Origin of the sequence: Planobispora longispora, from assembly GCF_016863135.1 — a bacterium.
GTDB lineage: Bacteria > Actinomycetota > Actinomycetes > Streptosporangiales > Streptosporangiaceae > Planobispora > Planobispora longispora.
Window position 1 is genome coordinate 17,552 of record NZ_BOOH01000044.1, and the last position, 20,979, is coordinate 38,530.

Sequence of the window (20,979 nt, forward strand, 5' to 3'; positions counted from 1 at the left end):
GGGTCATCCCGGGAGGCCCGTACGACAGCACCCGCCTGACGCTCCCGGCGTCCCGGGACGCCGGGAGCGTCAGGCGAACGTGATGGAGGCGTAGTCGGCGACCGGACGGTAACCGATCGCCTGGTAGATCGAGTTGGAGACGGGATTGGACAGGTCGGTGAAGAGCACCGCCTCGGTCGCCCCCGCCTCCAGCGCCCTGTGGGTCGCGGCGCGCGTGACCGCCTCGCCGTACCCCCTGCCCCGGAACTCCGGCGGCGTGTAGACCGGGCCGATCCGCGACATGGCGGCGATCGGCGAGGACAGGCCCGCGAGCGCGACGGGACGGCCGCCGTCCTCCCACAGGATCAGTTCCTCACGGCCGATCCGGCTGGAGACCAGCGGGGCCGGGTCCGTCACGGCGTCGTCCATCGCCTCCATGTGGAAGTCCGTGAGCCATTTCACGATCAGCTCCCGGTCGGCGACGGCCGCCGTGCGGGAGGTCCCGGCCGCGGAGCGCCGGACCGGGCTCAGGGAGCCGAGCCGGTAGAGGCGCTCGGACACGCGCTCACGCTCCGGCCGCCACCACGCGGCGGCGAACGCCTCGACCTGCGTCAGCGGTCCCTGAACGCCGGGGACCGCCCGCTCGATCTCGATCAGCGCACTGGCCAGGGCCGGCAGGGTCTCCACGGAGAGGTCGGGCAGGAGCAGCCCGCGCGGCGGCGTCTGGAGCACCGCGGCGACCGTCTCACCGTCCCGATCGAGCCAGCCCAGCAGCAGGTCGTCGGCGTACACCCCGGAGCGGATGGCGCGCACGACCGTCAACGGGGCGGTGTTGCGGACGGGGTCGCGCAGCAACCACGGCTCCGCCGCCCCGGCGAACACCTCGACGTCCGAGGTGAAGGTCCATGCCATGCACCCGATTGTGCCGACACGGACCGCGCCGGGGCGAGCGGATATCCGCCGTGTCCACCGGATGGCGCCCGCCGTACCGCGCCCGGCGGCCGGGCCGCGCTCACCGGGCGGCGCCCGTCAGGCGGCGTTCTCCGCCAGATAGGGCGCCCACTGGGGATCGCCCGCGACCTGCGCGCCGATCAGCCGCCAGTGCACGCCCCGCGGCACCACCGGCGCCACGTTGAGCGTCCAGCCCAGCTCCTCCAGGAGCCGGTCGGCCTTGCGGTGGTTGCACGTGGTGCACGAGGCCACGCAGTTCTCCCACGTGTGGGTCCCGCCGCGCGAACGGGGGATCACGTGGTCGATGGTCTCGGCCTTCTGACCGCAGTAGGCGCACCGGTAGTCGTCCCGGCGCATCAGGGCGGTGCGGGTCAGCGGGATCCGCGACCGGTAGGGGATGCGGACGTATCGGCGGAGCCTGATCACCGACGGCACGTCGAGCGTGCGGCTCGCCGACCGGAGCACGGCGCCCCGCCCGTCACGGTGGACGACGTCCGCCTTCTCCCGGAGCACGAGCACGACGGCGCGGTGCAGGGAGAGGGTGGTCAGAGGCTCGTAAGTGGCGTTGAGTAGGAGGACTTGACGCATCAGCGGGCCTTTCCCGGCACGTGGCGCGTCTGGGTCGGGGGCACGATCTCACGTGCCCCGGTTGGTGGCCCTTCTTGGGGCCCGGGCGCTTCCGTCATGATGACCTCCGCCGGACGGCCCAGCGGATGGTCACCACGGCACCGTCCTCCACCAAGTTTGGCTTCTCTGTCGCCTTGCCCGCCACCCATAAATGACGGGAGGGGCTCGTGGTGCTTTTATGCCCGCATTACCTGTTCTTCACTCCTCCTAAGCCTCTCCGGTACGGCCACCGGCCGGACCGCGCCCCGGCGATCCCCGGACGCCGTAGGGTTCCAGCCATGACGCGACAGCCCTACCCGCCCGCCCGCCGTGACGACGTCGTCGACGATCTGCACGGCACCCCCGTTCCCGACCCCTACCGCTGGCTGGAGGACCCCGACGACCCGGCGACCAAGGAGTGGCTCTCGGCGCAGGAGACCCTCTTCACCGCGGGGACGGCGGCGCTCCCCGGTCGCGAGCGCTTCCGGGCGCGGGTCGCCGAGCTGCTGAAGTCCGGCTCGGTCGGGGCGCCGGTCTGGCGGGGCGAGCGCCGGATGTTCATGCGGCGCACCCCCGAGCAGGAGCACGCCGTGCTCTACACCGTCGACCCCGGCGGCGCCGAGCGGGCGCTGCTGGACCCGATGGCGCTCGACCCGACCGGGCTGACCACGCTCGACGCCTGGCAGCCCGACAAGGAGGGGCGTCTGCTGGCCTACCAGGTCTCGGTCGGCGGCGACGAGGAGTCCAGCCTCTACCTGATGGACATCGCGACCGGGGTCCGGATCGAGGGGCCGATCGACCGGTGCCGCTACTCCCCCGTCGCCTGGCTCCCCGGCGGCGAGGCGTTCTACTACGTGCGCAGGCTGCCCGCGACGGAGGTGCCCGAGGGCGAGGAGCAGTTCCACCGCCGGGTCTACCTGCACCGCGTCGGCACCTCCACCGAGGACGACGTCATGATCTTCGGTGACGGGATGGAGAAGACCAACTACTACGGCGTCTCGGTCTCCCGCGACGGCCGGTGGCTGCAGATCTCCGCCTCCCGGGGCACGGCCCCGCGCAACGACCTGTGGATCGCCGACCTGGAGGCCGCCTCCCCCGAGGCCCCGGAGCTGATCGTCGTCCAGGAGGGCGTGGACGCCCAGACCGCCCTGAACTTCGGCCGCGACGGGCTGCTGTACGTCTTCACCGACCGCGACGCCCCGCGCGCCCGCGTCTGCGTCACCGACCCGGCCACCCCGCAGGCCGAGCACTGGCGCGACCTGATCCCGCAGGACCCCGAGGCCGTGCTGTCGGACTTCGCGATCCTCGACGACCTGGACCGGCCGGTCATGCTGGTCGGCTGGACCCGCCACGCGATCAGCGAGATCTCCGTCCACGACCTGCGCACCGGGGAGCGGGTCGGCGCGGTGCCGACCCCGGGCCTGGGCACGATCGGCGGCATCACGGAGCGCCCCGAGGGCGGCTACGAGGCGTGGTTCGGCTACACCGACAACACCACTCCGCCGACCATCCAGCGCTACGACGCCCGTACCGGCGAGACCACCCTCTGGGCCGCCTCGCCCGGCGCCGTCGAGGTGCCCGACGTCACCACCGAGCAGGTCGTCTACCGCTCGGCCGACGGCGCCGAGGTGCACATGCTGGTCATCTCCCCGCCCGGGGCCGAAGGTCCCCGCCCGACGATCCTGTACGGCTACGGCGGCTTCGGCATCTCGATGACCCCCGGCTACTCGGCCTCGATCCTGGCCTGGGTGGAGGCGGGCGGCGCCTACGCCATCGCCCAGCTGCGCGGCGGCGGCGAGCAGGGGGAGGAGTGGCACCGGGCCGGGATGCTCGCCCACAAGCAGAACGTCTTCGACGACCTGCACGCGGCGGCCGAGCACCTGATCGCGGCGGGCGTCACCACTGCGGACCGGCTGGCCATCTCCGGCGGCTCCAACGGCGGCCTGCTGGTCGGCGCGGCCCTCACCCAGCGCCCCGACCTCTACGCCGCGGTGGTCTGCTCGGCCCCGCTGCTGGACATGGTCCGCTACGAGCTCTTCGGCCTCGGCGCCACCTGGAACGTCGAGTACGGCACGGCCGGCGACCCCGAGGAGTTCGCCTGGCTGTGGTCCTACTCCCCCTACCACCACGTCAAGGAGGGCGTCTCCTACCCGGCGACGCTGTTCACCGTCTTCCAGTCCGACACCCGGGTCCACCCGCTGCACGCCTGGAAGATGTGCGCCGCCCTGCAGCACGCCCAGGGCGCCGACCGGCCGATCCTGCTGCGCAACGAGGCCGAGGCCGGCCACGGCGCCCGCGCCGTCAGCAAGACGATCGAGCTCGCCGCCGACCAGCTCGCCTTCCTCGCCCACCACACCGGCCTGCTCCGCTGACCTCCCGGCCGGCTCACCGCTCCCCCGGCGAGCCGTCCTCCCCGGCGCCGGAACGAGAACCCGTCCCGAGACCAACCACCCGCCATCTCACCGCCCCCGGCGAACCATCCCCTCGGCGCCGGAACGAGAACCCGTCCCGAGACCAACCACCCGCCACCTCACCGCCCCCGGCGAACCGTCTTCCCGGCGCCGGGGCGGCGAGGAGGGGTGCGGCGGTTCCCGGCGCCGCCGTACGGCGGGAAAGTGTCGGTCGCGGCGGTTATCGTTCGGACCGTGGACGGGACCGCCGTGACCGGTGGCCTGACCTTCGCCGAGGGCAGGCCGGGCGCCTTCCTGCGCCCATACGTGACAGAGCTGTCGGCCTACGCCGAGCGCTACGAGGAGCCGCTGATCCGGCGGCAGCCGCCGTTCGCCGGGGTGGTGGTGATCTTCGGGCTCGGCGAGCCGATCGGGCTCAGCGGGCCGGGCACGCGGGAGCGGCTGGCCTCCTTCGCCGGAGGGCTGCACGACGTCTACGTGGACACGGTCATAGCCGGGGCCACCGAGGGCGTGCAGGTCAACCTCACCCCCCTCGGCGCGCGCCGGCTGTTCGGCCTGCCGATGAGCGAGCTGGCCCACCGGGTCGTCTCCCTGGACGACGTGCTCGGCCCCTGGGCGGGCGCCGCCGTCGAGCGGCTGGCCGCCGTCCCCGACTGGCACGACCGGCTCGCGCTCCTCGATGCCCTGCTCACCCGGCGGATCCACGCCGCCCCCGAGTCCGACCCGCGGGTCGGCTGGGCCTGGCGGCGGCTCCGCGCCTCCCGGGGCGCGCTTCCGATCGCGGAGCTCGCCGGTGAGCTGGGGTGGAGCCATCGCCACCTGGTCTCCCGCTTCCACGACCAGATCGGGATGTCCCCCAAGGCCGTCGCGCGGGTGATGCGCTTCGAGCACGCGGCCGGCCGCCTCCGGGCCGGCCTGCCCGCGGCCGACACCGCCGCCGCCTGCGGCTACTACGACCAGGCCCATATGAACCGCGACTTCCGGGCCATGGCCGGGGCCACCCCCCGGCAGCTGGCCCGCCCCTGGCCGGAGGGCTCCGTCGCCGTCTCGGGATGAGCCGCCTCAGGCTGAGCCGTCTCTAGGTGAGCCAGGCCGGGATGAGCCGGGCATCGGGCGCGGCCGGGTCAGCCTTCCCCGCCCGGGACCCGGCGCCGGGAGCGGGCGGGTCAGATTTTTCCAAGCCCGCAGGACCGGGGCCGGGAGATCGTGGACCCATCCACACGGAGGGAGACGACGATGCGAACGGTTTATCCCCTGACCCGCTACCGGGACCCCGACGCGGCGATCGACTGGCTGAGCAAGGCGTTCGGGTTCGAGGTCCACCAGGTCTCCAAGGGAGACGACGGCGCGATCAAGCACGCCGAGCTGCTCGCCGGCACCGGCATGATCATGCTGGGGCCGGGTGAGCCGGGCGGGCCCGGGGTCTACATCGCCGTGGACGACCCGGACGCCCACCACGACAGGGCCGTGACGGCGGAAGCACGGATCACCATGGAGCTGACGGACCAGTCGTACGGCTCGCGCGAGTACGCGTGCGAGGACCCCGAGGGCAACCTCTGGTACTTCGGGACGCACCGGCCATGACGACGCCCCCGAGCTCCCCGTGGGAGCTGATCTCCGGTTACATGCCCACCCAGATCGTCTACGTCGCCGCCGAGCTCGACCTGGCGACGCACCTGGCCGGCGGCGAGCGCGACGCCGCCGAACTCGCCGCCGCGACCGGGACCCACGCCCCCTCGCTCCGCCGGCTGCTGCGGGCGCTGGCCTGCCTGGGGATGGTCACCGAGACCGCGCCCGGACGGTTCGCGCTCACCGAGGCGGGCGACCGGCTCAGGGACGACGCCCCGGGGTCGTTCCGCGCGCTGTTCCGGCTGTTCTGCGGGCCGAACGTGTGGGCGAGCTGGGGCCGGCTGATCGACAGCGTCCGGACCGGGGAACCGGCCTGGGACCTGGTCACCGGCTCGCCGGCGTTCGAGTGGATGGCCCGCCACCCGGAGGAGTCCGCGGTCTTCAACCGGGCCATGTCGGAGGGCACCCGCAGGATCGCGCCGAGCATCGTCGCGGGCTTCGACTTCACCCGGTTCGGGACACTGGTGGATGTGGGCGGCGGGGACGGCACCCTGCTCTCGGTGATCCTGCGCGCCGTACCGGACCTGCGAGGGGTGCTCTTCGACCTGCCCAGCGGGCTGGCGGAGGCGGAGCGGAACCTGGCGGATCTCCGCGACCGGTGCGAGATCGTCGGCGGCGACTTCTTCGAGGAGGTGCCGAAGGGGGCCGACGCCTACCTGCTCAAGGGCGTCATCCACGACTGGGACGACGAGCGCGCCACCGCGATCCTGCGGGTCTGCCACGCGGCGGCCGACCCGGGGGCCGCGCTGCTGCTCCTGGAGCCGACGCTGCCGGAGCGGATCGACTCCCCGGCCGCCACGGGGGCGGTGATGAGCGACATCAACATGCTCGTGGCCACCGGCGGCAAGGAGCGGACGGAGGCCGAGTTCCGCGCGCTCCTGACCGGGGCGGGGTTCCATTCGGTGGAGATCACCGATCCGTTCCCGGACACCCTGGTCCGCATGATCTCCGCCCGCTCCTGAACGGCGCGGCCGGGGCTCCACCGTCCGGAGCCCGGCCCGCCGATCGGGCTGGGCTCCGAAAGGGCGGGGCGCGCCTTCGGGCGGGGGCGGGCCTTCAGTAATAACGCTTCATGAGTTCGGTCGCCCAGTCCGGCTGGGTGACCGGGTGACGGGGGGCGAACTCGGCCAGGTACGGCTTGACGTCGAGGATCGGCGATCCGGAGAGCGCGTCCAGGTCGGCGATGTGCAGGTCCAGGCCGTCCACGGCGAGCAGCCGGCAGCGGGAGACCCCCAGGCGGTTGGGGCGGTACGGCCCGCGGTGGGCGAAGACTCCCACGGGCTCCGCATCCGGGTCGCCTCTGGGAGGGCGGGGCTCGCCGCGCACCGTGGCCGGGTCGATCCGGTCGAAGAGGAAGACGACCTCCAGGTGGGAGAAGTGCTCGAGTCCGAGCACCGCCGAGCTCGATCATGTCGCCTCCTTGGTCCAGGGGAGTCTCAGCCCCGGGTTCCGGGGCTGAGACAGGCGGTCAGAGTTCCTCGAGAACCTCGATGTCCTCCGCGGTGACGTCGCGGGCCACCGCGAACGCCTCGACGGCCGCGGGGGTGCCGGGCGCGGCCTGGCGGGCCGCGGCCAGGACTGCGGCCGAGTCCCAGCGCCAGACGCCGACCCATGTTCCGTCGCCCAGCCGGCCGAGACGCGCCTCGGTGAGGCCGGGCGCCGCGGCCCTGATCGCGGAGACCAGGGCGGCGTGCCGGGCCCGGACCCGCTCGGTGTCGGCGGGATCGGCCTGGAAGCGGGTGACGGTGATGACAGCCATCACTGAACCTCATTTCTAGAGTTAACTTCTAGTAATCTAATCTAGAGATAGACTCTAGCCATGAGCGATGTCAAGCGGATCAGCAAGCGGACCCAGAAAGCACGGGAGACGCGGCGGCGCATCCTGCAGGCGGCGCTGGAGTTGTTCACGCAGGACGGCTACGGTGCGACGAACCTGCAGGACGTCGCCGAGCGGGCCGGGGTCGCACTGCAGACGATCTACTTCGTCTTCGGCAACAAGCGCACCCTGCTCAAGGAACTGGTCGACGTCACGATCGCGGGCGACGACGAGCCGACGGCCACGATGGACCGGCCGTGGTATGTGGACGCGCTGGCCGCCGGCACCGCCCGCGACATGTTGAGCGCCTACGTCGCGGGCACGACCTCGGTCCTGGAACGGGCCGCGCCGATCGGCAGGGTGCTGGACGGAGCACGCGCGAGCGACCCCGAGGTCGCCGCCCTGTGGTCGCACGACGTCGATCCCCGATATGTCGTCCACCGCGGGGCGGCCGAGGCGCTCGTCGGCAAGCCCGGCGCGCGGGCGGACGCCTCTGCCGAAGAAGCCGCCGACCTGCTGTACGGCCTGCTCAGCCCCGAGCTGTACCTGCTGTTCGCACAGGAGCGGGGCTGGCCGCGCGAGCGCTGGGAGCGATGGGCCGAGGCGACCCTGCGCAGCCAGCTCTGCTCGGATCAGGACCGCCGGCGCTGACCACCGGCCCCGGCGTGAGCCGTGGCGGGCGGATCCACGGACCCGGCCGGCGGCGCGGGACCCGGGCGACGGAGGCGCGGTCAGGGGCCGGAGAGGGCGGGGGCGGCGTGCAGCAGGTCGCGGGCGAGGGCGGAGTCGCCCTCCACCTCGGCCGCGAACGTCGCGGGCTCTCCCCTGCCCCCCACCAGGAAGCAGAACTCGACCACGTCGCAGGTGATCGTGGCGTCGGCCGAGGCGCCGTCCGTCCCGATCCCCCCGGCCGAGGCGCCGTCCAGCCCGGTCCCCCCGGCCGCGCCGTCCTCGCGCACGGCCCGCCCTCCGGGGTGCAGCGGCACGTGCCACCGCCCGCCGCCCGGGCCGGTCAGCACGAGCCGTACGGCCCGGCCCTCGGGCACCGCGTGCCCGCTCACCCTCATGGTGACCGGCATGACCCGCACGCACAGGTCGGCGGTGGGCGCGATGTGCTCCGGGACCGGGTCGGGCACGGCGATCCCCACGACGCCCGCCGCGTCCGCGGTGTGGAGCCAGGTCTCCAGGGCCCTGCCCAGCAGGTGGTCGGCGGCCGCCATGGGGAACCCGCTCACGTCGGCCGGGGTGTCCGGCGGCAGCGCGGCCAGGTGGCGGCAGAGCGCGTCGGCCTGGGCCCGCCAGTCGCGGCGGGTCTGGCCGGGCTCCCGGCGGCGTTCGTACTCCTGCAGCTGCGCCGTCCGGGCGAGCGCCTCGTCCACGGTGACCGGCGGGCCGAGGACGGGGGCGCCCACCGCGAGCGCGACGAGCCCGTCCTTCGCCGCGAGGTGGGCCAGCAGCTCCTGGAGCGTCCACCCCTCGACGGTCTCCTTGTGCCAGTCGTCCTCGTCCACCTCGGCCAGCAGGGCGTCCATGGCCGCGATCCGTCCGGCGTAGGGGGCCGTCCAGCCCGACGCCGCGACCGCGGGGCGGCGGCGGGCGCGGGCGGCGGTGAACAGCAGGGGGCGCAACGACGTCCGCGGGACCTCTGCCGCCTCCGTCAGGGCGTCGAGATACAGGCGGCGAGCCGGGTCGTCGTTCATGTGCCCTCCTCGGCCAGCGCGTCGGCCAGCCGGCGCAGTCCCAGCCGGATCCTGGATTTGGCGGTGCCCTCCGGCAGGCCGAGTTCGTCGGCGACCTGCCGGTAGGTGCGCCCCCGGTAGTAGGCCAGCTCGATGACCTCGCGCAGGTGGTCGGGGAGCTTGCCGACCGCCAGGCGCACTCCGTCGGCCTCCTGCCGTGACAGTACCTGGTCCTCCAGCCTCTCCGGTTCCGGCTCCAGCAGGCGTGGGCCGAGCACCGAAGCCTTACGGCGTTCCTGCGCCCGGACGTGGTCCACCGCCCGCCGGTGGGCGATGGTGGCCAGCCAGGCGCGCAGCGTCCCCCGCGCGGGATCGAAGGCGAGCGGGCGTTCCCAGAAGGCCACGAAGACCTCCTGGGTGATGTCCTCCGAGATCATGCGATCCCGGGTGATCCGGACGGCGAGGCCGAAGACCAGCGGCGCGAAGCGGTCGTAGACCTCCCCCAGCGCCGTCTCCTCGCCGCCCACGACCCGCTGGTGCAGCAGGCGGTCGTCCGCGACCGGTGCCTCCATGGCACCACGCTCCCGAATAGTCGGCTGTTGTCCGAGCTTTTCACCATCCGACATGAATGTGGAGAGGACGGCCACCCTTGATGAGGTGCTCAATGCGCATCAATTCCTCCGGTACCGGAAATAACAGGCGAACGAGGGACATAAGCAGGCGGCTACCACTCATTCGTCTCCGGCGCCGGTCCGGATGTTCGCAATACCGGCTCTCGTCGGAAATCCCGGAACCCCTTAACGGGGGAAGACGACGGTCTTGTGCCCGTCGAGCAGCACGCGCTGCTCGACGTGCCACTTCACCGCCCGGGCCAGGGCGACGCACTCCAGGTCCCGGCCGATGGCGACCAGGTCCTCCGGGGAGTGGCTGTGGTTGACCCGCGCGACCTCCTGCTCGATGATCGGCCCCTCGTCCAGGTCGGAGGTGACGTAGTGGGCGGTGGCGCCGATCAGCTTGACGCCCCGGGCGTGGGCCTGGTGGTACGGCTTGGCGCCCTTGAACGACGGCAGGAACGAGTGGTGGATGTTGATCGCCCGTCCGGCCAGCTTGGCGCAGAGGTCCTCCGAGAGCACCTGCATGTAGCGGGCGAGCACCACCGCGTCGGCGCGGTAGTGCTCGACCAGCGCCAGGATCTCCGCCTCCTGCCGGGACTTGGTCTCCGGGGTCACCGGCAGGTGGTGGTAGTCGATGCCGTAGGACTGGGTGAGCGGGCGCAGGTCCGGGTGGTTGGAGGCGACCGCGACGATCTCGACGTCCAGCGTGCCGGAGCGGACCCGGTAGAGCAGGTCGTTCAGGCAGTGGCCGTACTTGCTGACGAGGATGAGCACGCGCGGCTTGACCGCCGTGTCGCGCAGGGTGATCTCCATGCCGAACTCGGGGGCCAGCTCGGCGAAGGCCACGCGCAGCTTGTCCTCGGAGGCCGTGCCGGGGGTGGAGAACTGCACGCGCATGAAGAACCGCCCGGCGTCCCGGTCGCCGAACTGCTGGCTCTCGATGATGTTGCAACCTCGCCCGGCGAGCAATCCGGAGACCGCGGCGACCACGCCGGGACGGTCCGGGCAGGACAGGGTCAGAACATACTCGGCGGAACTCATGCCTTCACCCTTGCGGAGGTCGGATCGTACGGTGCCGTGAGGCCGGTCTGGGCAGGGTACAGCGTGCCGGCCACATCCACCTCCACCGCTCCGCACGCGGGGCCGCCCTCGGGGAAGGCCGGGGCGACGGCACGGGCCGGGGTTCAACAGGACCGGCTGCTCGTCCATCATTCACGCGATCTTGGGTAGTAACTACGTATCAGCGCACTGCGGACGCTACCTGCGGGCCGACGCCGGAGGCAGCCGTCGTTCGCCTATGGGCCCCATAGCCGAACCGGCCTCGTCGTCCACCCGGTGTTCGGCTGGAATGGAGGACCGTGAGCTCGATCGCCCTGGCGGCGCTCGCCGGTCTGTTCGCGGTCATCAGCGGGGTCAACGACGGCGGCGCGCTGCTGGCGACAGGGCTCAAGATCCCCAGCATCCGGCCGGTGACCGGCGTGCTCATGATGATGGCGGCGGTCGCGCTGGTCCCCTCGGTGACCCACCAGGTCGCGATCACCTTCACCACCCGGCTGGCGACCATGGAGGGGCCCGACGGACAGGTCGCCCTGGCCGTCGCGGTCCTGTCCGCGCTGACCGTCGTCATGTTCCTGAGCAACCGCGGGCGGCCCACCAGCCTGACCCTCGCCATCGTGGGCGCCCTGACCGGAGCCGACCTGGGCTGGGGCGTACCGGTCTCCTACGGCGGGGTGGTGTTCGTGCTCGGGGTCGCGATGGCGGCCCCGTTCGTGGGGGCGCTGCTCGCGGTCCCGGTCAGGATCCTCCTGGTACGGCTGGCGCACGGCCGTACGCTCCGGTGGTGGCACCGGGCCGGGTTCACCCTGCAGTGCCTGGCCTACGCGGCCAACGACGGGCAGAAGATGCTGGCCGTCTTCATGCTCGCCTTCGGCCTGTCGGACGCGCCCCTGTCCACCTGCGTGGCGGTGGCCGGACTGTTCGGAGCCGGCGCGGTGTACGGCCTGCCGCGCGCCGGCCGCCTGCTCAGCCGCGAGATCCTCGCCTCCCGCCCGCTGCACGGGGTGACCGCCGAGCTGGCCACCGGCACCGCGGTCATCGGCTGCGCGGCGATCGGCGCGCCGGTGAGCATGACCCAGACCATCGCCGGGTCCCTGATCGGGGCCGGAGCGGCGGAGAGCGTGAAGCGGGTGCGCTGGCACGCCGCCATGAAGATCGTTTTCGCCTGGATGCTGACGCTGCCGGTGAGCGCGCTGCTCGCCGGGGCGGCGGCGCTCATCGTCAGAGGGGTGATGGCTTGAAGCGGCTACGCAGGGTCCGGGACCTGATGACCGGGCACATGGACAGCGCCCTCGCCGAGGCGCTGATCGGTCAGCTGGAGGCGACCAAGGAGGGCGCCTGGCTGGCCATGGCGATGATCGGCGGCGACACCCGCAGGACCGACGCGCACGAGGAGATGCGGGAGATCGAACATCGGGGCGACACCCAGCGCGCCCGCCTGGTGGAGGAGCTGTCCGGCTCCCTGGTCACCCCCATCGACCGCGAGGACATCTTCCGGCTGTCCCGCTCGATCGACGACATCCTGGACTCCCTGCGCGACTTCGTCCGCGAGTCCCACCTCTACCGGGTCCGCGAGCAGCAGCGCTTCGCCCCCATGCTGGACCAGGTGATCGCCGGCATCGAGGCGCTGGAGACGGCGGTCCGCGACCTGGTCTCCGCCGGCACCGCGACGGTCACCCACGACGCCCTGGAGGCCAAGAAGATCAGCGGCACCCTCCAGCGCATGTACCAGTACGAGATCGCCCGCATCTTCTCCGGGGAGATCACCTCCGAGACCATGAAGGAACGTGAGCTCGTCCGCCGCCTGGAGATCGTCGGCATGGCGATCGGCGTGGCCGCCGACGCCATCGCCGACGGCGTGATGAAGCGCTGACCGTTCCTCGTCGGTGAGCGGGAGTGCGTCCCGGATCGCCGCGTTGCGCACGTGCGTGATCGTCCTCTGGAGGACGGAGAGGTCCGGCCCGGCGTGAGGGTCCCCGCCGTGGATGATCGGGTGAAGACGTCGGGGCCGACAACGTCTCCCCAGGTCATCGCATTCTTCGATGGCCTCCGAGGGGTCCCCTTGATCGATTGATGGTGGTAGCGTCCGGAGCCTATGAGCGAGTCCGAGGTGAATGACCGGCCCGCGGCGCGGGTGGTGTGCATGGACGGCCGGGGCCGGGTGCTGCTGCTGCACTGGCGTGACGCGACGAGCGGGCTGACCCTGTGGGAGCCTCCGGGCGGCGGGATCGATCCGGGCGAGACGCCGCTGGAGGCCGCCCGCAGGGAGCTGGCCGAGGAGACCGGGCTGCCCGGCACGGCGGTGCTGGACCGGTGGGTGCCGGTACGGCGGGACTTCACCTGGCTCGGCGTGCGCTACGCCAAGACCGAGCGGTTCTACCTGGCCAGGTTCGGCGAGACCCCCGCGGTGGACCCCGGCGCGTTCACCGCCGAGGAGGACGACACCTACCTGGGCTACGGCTGGCTCTCGCCCGAGGAGATGGCCGCGCTGCCCGACGCGCTGGAGCCGCCGGACCTGGCGGGGGTCCTGTCCCGGCTCACCCGGCTGGGATGACGCCGGACCTGGCGGCGGAGGTCCTGTCCCGGCTCACGCTGCCGGGATGACGCCGGACCTGGCGGAGGTCCTGTCCGGGCTCACGCTGCCGGGATGACGCTGGAGCTCAGGCTCCGGAACGCGCGGCCCATGACGGCGGCGCCGCCGGGCAGGTCGGCCAGGCCGAACAGGCGGTTGCGCAGGGCGATCCGCCACGCCTGGTGCGGCACCATCCACTCCGCGGAGGTCCGGCCGCTCTCCTGCTTGGCCAGGGCGAAGGGGCGCATCCGCCGCTCGTAGCGCTCCAGCGCCGCCTCGGTGTCCGCGCCGAGCAGCTCGACGGCCAGCGTGTAGGCGCCGCCCATCGCCATCGACGCGCCCTGCCCGGCCATGAGCGAGACCGCGTACGCGGCGTCGCCGAGCAGGACCGTGCGGCCCCGGCTCCAGCGGGGCATCCGGATCTGGGCGACGCAGTCGTAGTACGGATCCTCCGGGCAGTGGGCCAGCACCCGGTCGGTCAGGTCGCCCATGCCCCGGTAGCGGGCCGCGAGCTCGGCGCGGGGATCGGCGGGCAGGGCCGGGTCCGGGAGGGCGTGCACGAGGAAGGCCGCCAGGGCGCCGTCGCGCGTCGGGTAGACCCCGGCCTGCCGGTCCGGGACGTTCACCAGGATCGCCCGCCTGCCGACCTCCCCGGCCAGGCCAGCGTCCCGGATCAGGTAGGAGGCGGTGTGGTAGCCCAGCGGGCGCAGCCAGCGCTCCTCGGGGCCGAAGGCCAGGCGGCGCACCACCGAGTGGATGCCGTCGGCGCCCGCCAGCAGGTCCGCCCGGAACGCCGTCCCGTCGGTCAGTTCGGCCTCCACCCCGCCGGGAACGTCGCGGACCGCGGTGATGCTGGTGCCGTACCGGATCTCCACCCCGGGGTCCAGGGCCTCGCGGATCACCGTCTCCAGGCCGCCGCGCATGAGGCTGAGCACCCGGCCGCCGAGCACCGCCCGGGCGGAGGCGTAGCGCAGGCCGCCGGTCCGGCGGCCGCGCGGGTCGGCGTAGACGAGCTCGTCGATGTCGGCGGCGATGTCACGCAGCGCGCCGAGGAGGTCCATCCGCTCGGCCACGTCGTGGCCCGAGCCGAAGAAGTCGATCATGTAGCCGTCGCTGCGCGGCCCGGCCGCCCTCTCCACGATCGTCACCTCGGCGCCGCCGCGCCGCAGCCACCAGGCCAGCGTGAGCCCGGCTATCCCGGCGCCGCAGATCAAGACCTTCATCGGGGTTCCCCTTCCGTGCAGAACAGTCCGTCGCGATAGATGTCCAGCACCTCGCCGGCCCAGCGGGCGGTCCCCTCGGGGCCGAGGGGGTCGGCGCCGAGCACGTCGGCGAGCTGGTCCCGCAGGAGCAGCAGCACCAGGTCGGCGGACATGACGAAGGCCGTGCGGACCTCGGGGTCGCGGCCCGGGGCCATCTGCCCGGCGGCCGCGAGCGCGTCGAGCATCGCCCGGGAGGCCGCGAACCAGCGGCGGAAGATCCGCGTCCCGGCGGCGTCGCCGGACAGCAGCAGGCGGCGCAGGTAGCCGGGGATCGGCGAGCCGGGCGGGAGGTCCTTCAGGAGGGCCTCGGCGAAGGACGCGCCGTCCGACAGGTCGAGCTCCCCGGCCGCCGCACGGGCGAACATGCCGTCGAACACCCCGGCCACGTACTCGTCGACCACGGCTCTCAGCCCCTCTTTGGAGCCGAAGTGGTGGATGACGAGCGCGGGCGAGACCCCGGCGGCCCCCGCGATCCGCCGCACGGTCACCGCGTCCGGGCCCTGGGCCGCGAACAGCTCCAGGGCCCGGTCGCGGATGACGGCCCGGGCGGTGAGGTCCTCATGGGCTGAACACATGTTCAGCATACTAAACAGATGTTCAGCCCTCAGGCAACCGGCAGGCTGTCCACGGGTCGCGGATGCGCTGGGCGCGACGGAAACCGGGCAGGCGCTCGCGGCGCCCACGCATCTCGGCGACGACCTCGGCCATCCCGCCCCCGGCGGACACTGACGGCGCAACCTCCGGCGTATCCCGCACATCAGGACAAGACACGTCAATCTCAGTGGGGAAGATCCCCTCCTCAGGAGGAGAATTTTCAACCCAGGAAACAACGGGGTGAGCCGGGGAAAATCTCGGGAGAAGTCGTCTCCCCTCCGGGGGAAAAATCCACACCCGCGAAGAGTGAGAGGGAAAGAGTTCCTCTGAAGGAGGCAATCCTCCCCCCGGGAAGAAGATTCCTTCACCGAGGCGCCGCGGACCGCACCCTCGACCCTCCGGAGACCCCGGGGAGCGGGCGCTGCGCCTGCTCCGTCCCGGGGACGTGTCGCCGGCCGTGGACGGCCCGGGCGATCCGGTACGGCTCAGCGTGGACCCCGACCGCGTGCAGGTCTTCCCCGCCTGAGAACCGGCCGCGCGAATCTCGCATGAGAACCGGCCGCGCGAGTCTCGCATGAGAACCGGCCGCAGGAGGCTCAGGTGAAAACCGGGCGCACGGGGCTCACAGCTGCAGGGCGGCCCGGATGTCCGGGTCGCCGGGGGCCAGGTCGAGGGCCCGGCGCAGGTCGGTGCGGGCGGCCCGCTCCCGGCCCAGTGCCCGGAGCACCATGGCCCGGTTGAAGTACAGCTCCGCGCCCTCCTCGATCTCGATCGCCCGGCTCAGGTCGGCCGCCGCGCCCTCGAGGTCGCCCGTCCGGTAGCGGAGGGTCCCCCGGTTCGCCCAGGCCGCGCCGAGGTCCGGCGCCCGTTCCAGCGCCGCCTCGAACGCCTCGGCGGCCGCCGCGAAGCGCTCCGCCTCGGTGTCCAGCTGCCCCCGCACGGTCAGCAGGTGCGGGTTGCCCGGGTCGAGCGCCAGACCGGCCTCGACGTCGGCACGCGCCTCGGCCTCGCACCCGAGCACCGCCAGCGCGCCCGCCCGGTTGACGTAGGCGTCCAGGTAGGCCGGGTCCAGCTCCAGCACGTGGTCCAGATCCGCCCGGCCGCCCTCCAGGTCCCCCCGGGCCAGGCGGAGCTCGGCCCGGTTGTAGTACGCCTCCGGCAGCGGGGGGCTCACCTCGATCGCGGTCTCGTAGTCGGCCAGGGCCTCCTCCTCCCGGCCGAGCGCGAGCAGCAGGTTGCCCCGGTCCAGGTAGTGGTCGGGGAAGCAGGGGTCGATGGCGATGGCCGCCGTGTAGTCGGCCAGCGCCTCCTTGCCCCGGCCCAGCGCCGCCAGCAGCTGCCCCCGGTTGGCTCGCAGGACCATCCGGTGCACCGGGTGCCGGTCCGGCAGCGCCTCCTCGGCCAGCGCCAGGGCCGACTCCACCAGCGCGAGCGCCCGGGCGGGCCGTCCCCGGCGCAGCTCGATGAGCGCCTGGCCGTTGCGGTCGAAGCCCAGTTTGAAGGCGCGTTCCCGGGGGTCGGGCAGCAGCGTGGAGATGGCCACGGCCTGGTTGATCCAGCCGGTGGCCCGGCCCAGGTCGCGCCGGGCCGGGTCGGGGTGGCGGGCGTCGAGCATGGCGGTGCCGTACGCGCAGGCCGCGTGCACGGCGGGCTCCTGGCTCACCCGACGCGCGTGCTCGTAGAGGTCGCGGGCCTCCTGGTGGCGGTTCAGGGCGCCCAGCACCGCGGCCGTGCGCTGGGTGAAACGCCACCACAGATCCGAGCCCGGCTCGGCCAGGCGCACGCCGCGCGGGCCCAGCTCGGCCACCGCGTCCAGGAAACCCTCGCGGACACAGTGGTCGACGGCGGTCCACAGCGCCTCCGCCCCCCTGCCACGGGGGTCGGTCCCGCGCTCGCGGTGGAAGGGGACGGCGCCCAGCCGGAGGGCGAACTCCCCGGTGGCCTCCAGCTCGGCGGCGCGCAGGTCGTGGAGCCTGGCGCGCTCCATCTCACCGGCCGCCTCGTAGGCGGCGCGCGAGCGCTCGTCGAGGCACTCGGAGGCCACATGGGCCGCCGCGTCGCAGGAGTGCCGCCCGCCGTTGCTCAGGAGGTGTCCGCCGTCCCGCGGGAAAGGTTCGCCGTTGCTCAGGAGGTGTCCGCCGTCCCGCGGGAAAGATTCGTCGTCGCCCGGGAACCACCCGCGAGCGTGGCCGGGGGGCTGCGGCTCCTCCGGCGCCGCCCGGCCGCGGAACCAGGATGGAGGCGGCCCGGAGGCCACGATCATCACCGTCAGCACGTCCGGGTCCACGCGCCTGAGCATGACCGCGAGCAGTTCGCGATCGGTCGGGTCGGCCTCGTGGATATTCCGTACCACCAGCGTGAACGGCGCGGCGGCGCGGCGGGCGGGCAGGCAGGCGCCGAGGAACTCCGCCACCCCGTTGGCCAGCCGGAGCGTACGGCGCGGCGCCGGCACGAGGATCCGTTCGTCGTCCTCGACCAGGGTGTCCAAGGTCTTCCGGCGCGCGGCCACCCGGTCCCGCAGATCGGGCGCCACGCTCCGGATCTCGATGTCGTGGGAGGCGACCTGCTCGGGGGCCCGCTCCAGGGCCTCAGGGACGATCGCGCGCAGCAGAGCTCCGCCGACGGTGTAGGGACCACGTGACCGCCGGTGCCCGTTCACCTCGAGGGAGGGGGGGTCCGCGCGGTCACAGCCGGGTGTTCTTCCGGTCAGCCAGAGATGTTTCCTCACCCCTTGTGGATGACGCTGGAAGCGCCACTCAGCCTGGTGGTGCCGGGCTTGCGGACGATGATCTTTTTCATCGCATCCCCTGAAACGAGCTGCAGCTACGATGAAAAAATATTCCGCGATTTCATCAGATCGCAATCCCCGGTAAAGGAATAGTCTGGAATTCCAGGTTATGTAGGCGATACGGACATCGCCTCAATTAGCTCCTTTTCGCCATATATCACGACACATCCGCCTCGTACTTCTCTGCGAACTTCGTGCCAGCCGTACTTGCGATAGAGCTCGATCGCAGCCGACTGGTTCAGTGTCGTGTCCCCCCTCAGCCGCAGGTACCCCAGCTCAAGGGCGCGGATCTCCAGGGTCGAGACCATCCGCGCGCCGTACCGGCGCCGCTGGAACTCCGGGTGGACCCGGAGGCGGCACATCTCGGCCGTCTCATCATCGACGCGGCGGATGCCGCCCATCGCCACGACCCGTCCAGCGACCTCTCCCACGAGGAACTCCCCCCGATCGGCGAGATAGATCTCGTTGATCCGCGGGAAGTCGTCGTCGTACCAGACGCCGTCACCTGGGGCGAGGCCCACCTGGGCCAGGCAGATCTGGTGCAGCGCCCAGACGGAGTCGAGGTCAGACCAGCGGTAGCGCCTGATCTCGAGGTCGCTCATGCATTGCCACCCCTCAGCGTCACCGGCTCGGTCACCGGAGCCGCGCGCAGCGTCTCGTGGAAGGTCCTGAGGTCCGGGTGGTTCGGAGCCTTGCTCTCCACGAGCTGGACCACTTCCTGGGCCCGCCGCATGAGGATCTCGGTGCGGCAGCCCTCGCCCAGGCCCGAGACCGTGTTCGTGGCGATCGACAGCGCCTCGTCGATGTCGCCCTCCATGACCTTGCACTTGGCCCGGTCGAGCTTGATGAGCGCGGGGTCGAGCCAGTCGGACGGGCCGTACTTGGTGAGGGCCTGCTCCAGGATGAGGTCGGCCTCCATCGCCTGGCCCAGCCGGACCAGCGCGTCCCCCTGGTGGAAGTAGAGCTGCCGCTCGGTGTAGCCGAAGGCCAGGTCTTCCTGCTCGGCCGTGGTCATCTGGGAGAACGCCGCCCTGGCCCGGGACAGCGCCCGCTTGGCCTGGTCGACGACGTCCTTGCGGCCCGCCGTCCCCGAAGTGCCCGAGAGCATCGCGATCGCCCGGGCCTCCACGACCGGCGCCATGGCCCGGGCCGCGCAGGGGGTCTCGCCCGCCATGTCGCGGCTCTTCTTGGCCAGGTTGAGCGCCTCGCGGGGGTCGCCGTAGTAGAGCGGGACCAGCGCCTCCCTGGCGGTGACCCAGGCGCGCAGCGCGCGGTCCCCGGTCTCGTCGGCCGCCGTCCTGCCGGTCCTGAAGAAGGACCGGGCCATGCGGTGGTCTCCCAGGTTAATCATGATCATCCCGCTGAGACCGGCCAGCTGGGCCGCCATCCGGCACAGCCTCTCCTGCAGGTCGACGGGCTGACGGCGCTCCATGGCCTTGCGCACGGAACTGAACTCCAGCAGCACGTCGCAGAGCAGCCGGAGCGGCGGCGTGTTCATGTACTGCCGCCCGAAGCCGACGGTGGCCTCTTCCCACTGGTCGAGCATCGCGGGTGAGACGGTCGCCGACACCAGGGTGTCGTCCATCCTCCGGCGGATGCTCTCGACAGATCCGAGGACCTGGCCGTCCAGGGCGACAGTGCCGCCGGCCAGAAGTCCCAAAAGCGTTCTCCGTAGCACGTTCTCGTCCTCCTCGCCCCCGTCCGCAGAGGAATCGCTGCTGGCCTGCTTGATCCACAGCTCGCGCGGACCAGGGGAAGTGTCGGGTTTTCCCTCCTGGAGATCGCCTCGGACGACACCGGGCATCTTGTGGCCGTGGCCGCAGATGCACGGGCCCTCGTATCCAAGGGCGACCGGTTCCACCCGGTAGACGGTGCACAGGTAATGCAGGTATTCGGGGCCGGGTCGCTTCAGCCCGCTCTCGTAAGCGGACAGGAGCGTCTCCCCGATGCCCGGCGTCGGTTTCGCGTCGCGCTCGAACAGTGCCCTGACCTGTTCGATCACGTCGGCGAGAGCGATGCCGTGCGCGAGACGATGACCTTTGATGCGCGTGGTCCCGAACTGGCCACTGCACTTCTCGTAGATCTCCTCGGCGATCTGCGCCGCGGTGCGTCCCGCGGCCAGGCCTCGCGCCCGGACCTGCCGCGCTAACTCTGTTTCCCTGTGCTGCCTGCCGGACATACCGGCCCCTCTCTCGTGCACCAGCTGGGCGAGCTGGTTCACTATGTCCCGACCGGTCCTCTCCCGCTGACTCAGTGTGACACTGATGTCGCACTGCGCCTACAGAGAATGATGGACCACCTTTGGCTCATCCGGAACCTCGGAATAGAGCCATCGGCTAAGGATCGTCTCCCGCCGGACTGTTTCTTTCAACCTACTTGGGAGAAGGCCCACCCTGACCTCCCAATCCGCGACGTTGACCCTTGAGCCCAGGTGAGTCATCTTTGGCCAACCAGCACTGATTCAGCGGAAGAAAAGAATGCGATTCGGTGCGGATGGAGCGGAAAAGGAGGGAATCGAGGTGCAGGAAGACGACTTCGGGCACCTGGAGCGATTGGTGTCGGAACTTGACGCTCGCGGGTTGCACGCCCGGGTGGTGCGGACCCGTTCGGGCCGCGCATTCGTCCGCGTGATCAACCCGAACGCGACCAGTCTGGCGGAGAACGTCACCTGCCGAGCTCAGGCCGCCCCCAGCCACCCTGATTGGTACTACTGGTGGTCCTGGGGTGAGCGGATGCACACGGCGGAAGACCCCGCCGGTGCCGCGACCAAGGTCGCACGCGTACTCGCCGCGGTAGGAGAGTGAGAGAAGCGATGCCCCGGGATGGAGCGCAGCCGTCCCGGCTCATCGCGCCCACCGCGGCTCAGCGGAGCCGGCGAGGTGACCGGTGCGGAGCGTCCCTGGACGCTGGACACCTCGCCGGCTCCGAAATCGGAGCCGCCGCCCGGGCTCGTCCGGGCGGTGATCGGGGGGATCCCCCCACGGGAACGGCACGGGACACGCTTCCGGGTGCGTGCCCCGTC

General features: G+C 72.1%; 21 protein-coding genes. 9 read left to right on the forward strand and 12 right to left on the reverse strand.

Features of this window, described 5'->3' with window-relative positions; all coding sequences use genetic code 11:
- Positions 1-69 precede the first annotated feature (69 nt).
- Positions 70-891, reverse strand: a complete 822-nt coding sequence (locus Plo01_RS25885; protein ID WP_203893293.1) for a GNAT family N-acetyltransferase — start codon at positions 889-891, stop codon at positions 70-72.
- 117 nt (positions 892-1,008) lie between these two features.
- Positions 1,009-1,518, reverse strand: coding sequence for an HNH endonuclease (locus tag Plo01_RS25890; RefSeq protein ID WP_203893294.1), 510 nt, complete (start codon positions 1,516-1,518; stop codon positions 1,009-1,011).
- Positions 1,519-1,835: 317 nt separating this feature from the next.
- Between Plo01_RS25890 and Plo01_RS25895 the strand changes: the two genes are divergently transcribed.
- The 4 genes from Plo01_RS25895 to Plo01_RS25910 all read left to right on the forward strand — a co-directional run bounded on the left by Plo01_RS25895 (position 1,836) and on the right by Plo01_RS25910 (position 6,538).
- Positions 1,836-3,908 (forward strand): prolyl oligopeptidase family serine peptidase, encoded by a 2,073-nt coding sequence (locus tag Plo01_RS25895; RefSeq protein WP_203893295.1) that lies wholly within the window; start codon positions 1,836-1,838, stop codon positions 3,906-3,908.
- 273 nt (positions 3,909-4,181) lie between these two features.
- Positions 4,182-5,003, forward strand: coding sequence for a helix-turn-helix domain-containing protein (locus Plo01_RS25900; RefSeq protein ID WP_203893296.1), 822 nt, complete (start codon positions 4,182-4,184; stop codon positions 5,001-5,003).
- Positions 5,004-5,183: 180 nt separating this feature from the next.
- Positions 5,184-5,531, forward strand: coding sequence for a VOC family protein (locus tag Plo01_RS25905; protein ID WP_203893297.1), 348 nt, complete (start codon positions 5,184-5,186; stop codon positions 5,529-5,531).
- Positions 5,528-6,538: a methyltransferase gene (locus Plo01_RS25910; RefSeq protein WP_203893298.1), complete on the forward strand. Its 1,011-nt coding sequence runs from the start codon at positions 5,528-5,530 to the stop codon at positions 6,536-6,538. Before Plo01_RS25905 ends, Plo01_RS25910 begins: the two co-directional genes overlap by 4 nt.
- A 94-nt stretch (positions 6,539-6,632) precedes the next feature.
- Here the strand turns inward: Plo01_RS25910 and Plo01_RS25915 are convergent, their stop codons facing one another.
- Positions 6,633-6,971: a TrmO family methyltransferase domain-containing protein gene (locus Plo01_RS25915; protein ID WP_203893299.1), complete on the reverse strand. Its 339-nt coding sequence runs from the start codon at positions 6,969-6,971 to the stop codon at positions 6,633-6,635.
- 73 nt (positions 6,972-7,044) lie between these two features.
- The gene (locus tag Plo01_RS25920) at positions 7,045-7,335 is read right to left on the reverse strand and encodes an antibiotic biosynthesis monooxygenase (protein WP_203893300.1); all 291 of its coding nucleotides are present in this window, start codon (positions 7,333-7,335) and stop codon (positions 7,045-7,047) included.
- A gap of 60 nt (positions 7,336-7,395) precedes the next feature.
- On the opposite strand from Plo01_RS25920, the gene Plo01_RS25925 reads away from it, so the two are divergent.
- Positions 7,396-8,043, forward strand: a complete 648-nt coding sequence (locus tag Plo01_RS25925; RefSeq protein WP_203893301.1) for a TetR/AcrR family transcriptional regulator — start codon at positions 7,396-7,398, stop codon at positions 8,041-8,043.
- A gap of 80 nt (positions 8,044-8,123) precedes the next feature.
- Here the strand turns inward: Plo01_RS25925 and Plo01_RS25930 are convergent, their stop codons facing one another.
- The 3 genes from Plo01_RS25930 to purU all read right to left on the reverse strand — a co-directional run bounded on the left by Plo01_RS25930 (position 8,124) and on the right by purU (position 10,726).
- Complete coding sequence (locus Plo01_RS25930; protein ID WP_203893302.1) at positions 8,124-9,092, reverse strand: maleylpyruvate isomerase family mycothiol-dependent enzyme; 969 nt, start codon at positions 9,090-9,092, stop codon at positions 8,124-8,126.
- Positions 9,089-9,643, reverse strand: a complete 555-nt coding sequence (locus Plo01_RS25935) for a sigma-70 family RNA polymerase sigma factor (RefSeq protein WP_203893303.1) — start codon at positions 9,641-9,643, stop codon at positions 9,089-9,091. Before Plo01_RS25935 ends, Plo01_RS25930 begins: the two co-directional genes overlap by 4 nt.
- Before the next feature lie 225 nt (positions 9,644-9,868).
- The gene (gene purU, locus Plo01_RS25940; RefSeq protein WP_203893304.1) at positions 9,869-10,726 is read right to left on the reverse strand and encodes a formyltetrahydrofolate deformylase; all 858 of its coding nucleotides are present in this window, start codon (positions 10,724-10,726) and stop codon (positions 9,869-9,871) included.
- A 317-nt stretch (positions 10,727-11,043) separates the two neighbouring features.
- Here purU and Plo01_RS25945 point away from each other — a divergent pair, with 317 nt between their 5' ends.
- From Plo01_RS25945 to Plo01_RS25955, 3 genes are all read left to right on the forward strand, one after another.
- Positions 11,044-11,982, forward strand: coding sequence for an inorganic phosphate transporter (locus Plo01_RS25945; RefSeq protein WP_203893305.1), 939 nt, complete (start codon positions 11,044-11,046; stop codon positions 11,980-11,982).
- On the forward strand, positions 11,979-12,614 hold the full coding sequence (locus Plo01_RS25950) for a DUF47 domain-containing protein (protein WP_203893306.1): 636 nt from the start codon (positions 11,979-11,981) through the stop codon (positions 12,612-12,614). Before Plo01_RS25945 ends, Plo01_RS25950 begins: the two co-directional genes overlap by 4 nt.
- Before the next feature lie 222 nt (positions 12,615-12,836).
- A complete protein-coding gene (locus Plo01_RS25955; RefSeq protein WP_203893307.1) occupies positions 12,837-13,295 on the forward strand; it encodes an NUDIX hydrolase in 459 nt (152 codons plus the stop codon).
- Positions 13,296-13,375: 80 nt separating this feature from the next.
- On the opposite strand, the gene Plo01_RS25960 is transcribed toward Plo01_RS25955, so the two are convergent.
- The 5 genes from Plo01_RS25960 to Plo01_RS25980 all read right to left on the reverse strand — a co-directional run bounded on the left by Plo01_RS25960 (position 13,376) and on the right by Plo01_RS25980 (position 20,136).
- Positions 13,376-14,536, reverse strand: coding sequence for an FAD-dependent monooxygenase (locus Plo01_RS25960; RefSeq protein ID WP_203893414.1), 1,161 nt, complete (start codon positions 14,534-14,536; stop codon positions 13,376-13,378).
- Complete coding sequence (locus tag Plo01_RS25965) at positions 14,533-15,150, reverse strand: TetR/AcrR family transcriptional regulator (protein WP_203893308.1); 618 nt, start codon at positions 15,148-15,150, stop codon at positions 14,533-14,535. The genes Plo01_RS25960 and Plo01_RS25965 overlap by 4 nt, the downstream gene beginning before the upstream one ends.
- Before the next feature lie 641 nt (positions 15,151-15,791).
- Complete coding sequence (locus Plo01_RS41075; protein ID WP_275415420.1) at positions 15,792-17,828, reverse strand: tetratricopeptide repeat protein; 2,037 nt, start codon at positions 17,826-17,828, stop codon at positions 15,792-15,794.
- A 236-nt stretch (positions 17,829-18,064) separates the two neighbouring features.
- Complete coding sequence (locus tag Plo01_RS25975) at positions 18,065-18,559, reverse strand: GNAT family N-acetyltransferase (RefSeq protein ID WP_203893310.1); 495 nt, start codon at positions 18,557-18,559, stop codon at positions 18,065-18,067.
- On the reverse strand, positions 18,556-20,136 hold the full coding sequence (locus Plo01_RS25980) for an NsdA family TPR-like regulatory protein (RefSeq protein WP_203893311.1): 1,581 nt from the start codon (positions 20,134-20,136) through the stop codon (positions 18,556-18,558). Before Plo01_RS25980 ends, Plo01_RS25975 begins: the two co-directional genes overlap by 4 nt.
- Positions 20,137-20,476: 340 nt before the next feature.
- Here Plo01_RS25980 and Plo01_RS25985 point away from each other — a divergent pair, with 340 nt between their 5' ends.
- Positions 20,477-20,761 carry a hypothetical protein gene (locus Plo01_RS25985; RefSeq protein WP_203893312.1) on the forward strand — a complete coding sequence of 95 codons (285 nt, stop codon included), beginning with the start codon at positions 20,477-20,479 and terminating at the stop codon, positions 20,759-20,761.
- Positions 20,762-20,979 lie beyond the last annotated feature (218 nt).

What these genes read in the sequence shown, in the direction of transcription:
- Plo01_RS25885 (WP_203893293.1), bottom strand. Translation starts at nt 891, where the DNA reads ATGGCATGGACCTTCACCTCGGACGTCGAGGTGTTCGCCGGGGCGGCG.
- Plo01_RS25890 (WP_203893294.1), bottom strand. Translation starts at nt 1,518, where the DNA reads ATGCGTCAAGTCCTCCTACTCAACGCCACTTACGAGCCTCTGACCACC.
- Plo01_RS25895 (WP_203893295.1), top strand. Translation starts at nt 1,836, where the DNA reads ATGACGCGACAGCCCTACCCGCCCGCCCGCCGTGACGACGTCGTCGAC.
- Plo01_RS25905 (WP_203893297.1), top strand. Translation starts at nt 5,184, where the DNA reads ATGCGAACGGTTTATCCCCTGACCCGCTACCGGGACCCCGACGCGGCG.
- Plo01_RS25910 (WP_203893298.1), top strand. Translation starts at nt 5,528, where the DNA reads ATGACGACGCCCCCGAGCTCCCCGTGGGAGCTGATCTCCGGTTACATG.
- Plo01_RS25920 (WP_203893300.1), bottom strand. Translation starts at nt 7,335, where the DNA reads ATGGCTGTCATCACCGTCACCCGCTTCCAGGCCGATCCCGCCGACACC.
- Plo01_RS25925 (WP_203893301.1), top strand. Translation starts at nt 7,396, where the DNA reads ATGAGCGATGTCAAGCGGATCAGCAAGCGGACCCAGAAAGCACGGGAG.
- Plo01_RS25930 (WP_203893302.1), bottom strand. Translation starts at nt 9,092, where the DNA reads ATGAACGACGACCCGGCTCGCCGCCTGTATCTCGACGCCCTGACGGAG.
- Plo01_RS25935 (WP_203893303.1), bottom strand. Translation starts at nt 9,643, where the DNA reads ATGGAGGCACCGGTCGCGGACGACCGCCTGCTGCACCAGCGGGTCGTG.
- purU (WP_203893304.1), bottom strand. Translation starts at nt 10,726, where the DNA reads ATGAGTTCCGCCGAGTATGTTCTGACCCTGTCCTGCCCGGACCGTCCC.
- Plo01_RS25955 (WP_203893307.1), top strand. Translation starts at nt 12,837, where the DNA reads ATGAGCGAGTCCGAGGTGAATGACCGGCCCGCGGCGCGGGTGGTGTGC.
- Plo01_RS25960 (WP_203893414.1), bottom strand. Translation starts at nt 14,536, where the DNA reads ATGAAGGTCTTGATCTGCGGCGCCGGGATAGCCGGGCTCACGCTGGCC.
- Plo01_RS25965 (WP_203893308.1), bottom strand. Translation starts at nt 15,150, where the DNA reads ATGTGTTCAGCCCATGAGGACCTCACCGCCCGGGCCGTCATCCGCGAC.
- Plo01_RS25975 (WP_203893310.1), bottom strand. Translation starts at nt 18,559, where the DNA reads ATGAGCGACCTCGAGATCAGGCGCTACCGCTGGTCTGACCTCGACTCC.
- Plo01_RS25980 (WP_203893311.1), bottom strand. Translation starts at nt 20,136, where the DNA reads ATGTCCGGCAGGCAGCACAGGGAAACAGAGTTAGCGCGGCAGGTCCGG.